This is a genomic window from Escherichia sp. KCJ4928 (assembly GCF_004352695.1).
GTDB lineage: Bacteria > Pseudomonadota > Gammaproteobacteria > Enterobacterales > Enterobacteriaceae > ECMA0423.
Genome location: NZ_SJWV01000424.1, coordinates 1 through 1,183 on the forward strand (window position 1 = coordinate 1; position 1,183 = coordinate 1,183).

Annotated in this window: 2 protein-coding genes; both read right to left on the bottom strand. The window is 50.5% G+C overall.

What is annotated here, in order from left to right; translation table 11 throughout:
* Positions 1-753, bottom strand: a 753-nt coding sequence (locus E0D98_RS24500) for a galactosamine-6-phosphate isomerase (protein ID WP_001342459.1), incomplete at its 3' end; no start/stop codon positions are given.
* Positions 754-1,183: PTS system mannose/fructose/sorbose family transporter subunit IID (locus tag E0D98_RS24505; RefSeq protein ID WP_044717164.1), on the bottom strand; the 430-nt coding region annotated here is incomplete at its 5' end.

Genomic DNA, 1,183 nt, shown 5'->3' on the forward strand with positions numbered 1-1,183 from the left:
GGTATTAATTAAACAAATAAAGTTACTGTGCAGCCATAAAAACGAAGCCGGGATAGCGGTGGAGACTTTAGCCGTGAGAAAACGTTCTGTCGCATCCTGCTTTCCTTCGCCAGTCACCAATAACAAAACCTCGCGGGCATTGAGAATATCCTTCAGGCCTAAGGTGATCCCACGAGTCACGGGGCGACCCGTGGTTTTTAACATCTCATGTTGCTGTGTTCTGGCATCAAGTTGACTGATATGGCAGGCCGGTTGTAGGCTTTCTCCCGGTTCGTTCAGCCCAAGATGACCGTTTTTCCCCAATCCTAGAACGCATAAATCCAGACCGCCTTTGCGCGCAATCAGGTTCGTTACCCGTTCGCACTCTGTCTCATTTATCTCTTCGGAGCGAAAGCTGATGAGCTGGTCTTCACGTAGCCCCAGCTGCTGCACGATATGCTGTTGCAGGAAAGTTTCGCAGGTACCAGGCATCGTTAATGGCAGATCCACCCATTCGTCGAGCTTCACGAAGGTGAGCTGGCTGACATCAACCTGCTGCTGGTGGATTTTTTCTACCAGATAATGATACGTCAGTAATGGCGTGGCTCCGGTCGCCAGGCAAATCACGGCATCCGGTTTGCTACGGATCACGGCCAATAAATATTCGCTGGCACGTTCACTTAACGCCGTATAGTTTTCAACTTGCTGAAGGGTTTGCACAGGATGAAATTCCTTAAGTAAAGAGGCACCGCCAGACGCAGTGCCTCGTTCCATTTACAAAATGCCGAATGCGGAACAAACAATAGAGAGCACAAAAGTCACGCCGATTAACAGCACCGGATGCGCTTTTTTCACCCGCAGGAAGTAATACATCAGCAGGGTGTAGGCCATCGGTAAAATGTTCGGGAAGACTTTATCGAAGAAATCCTGTTGCAGCGCGACGCTGTGGGTACTGTCGATGGCAAACGATGTCACCACGTTAATATGCACATACGAAGCGATCAGCCCGCCGATTACCGTGATCCCGAGGATGGTTGCCGAGCGAGCAATCATCTGCGAGTTCTCTCGCACTTTATCGATCGCCTTCACGCCGACTGAATAACCGACGTGGGTCCAGCCGACGCGCAGGAAAAAGATAAGCAGGTAAACGGCGAAAAATAGAATCGGCCCCAGCAGGTTTCCCTGGCTGGCAAATGATGAGCAA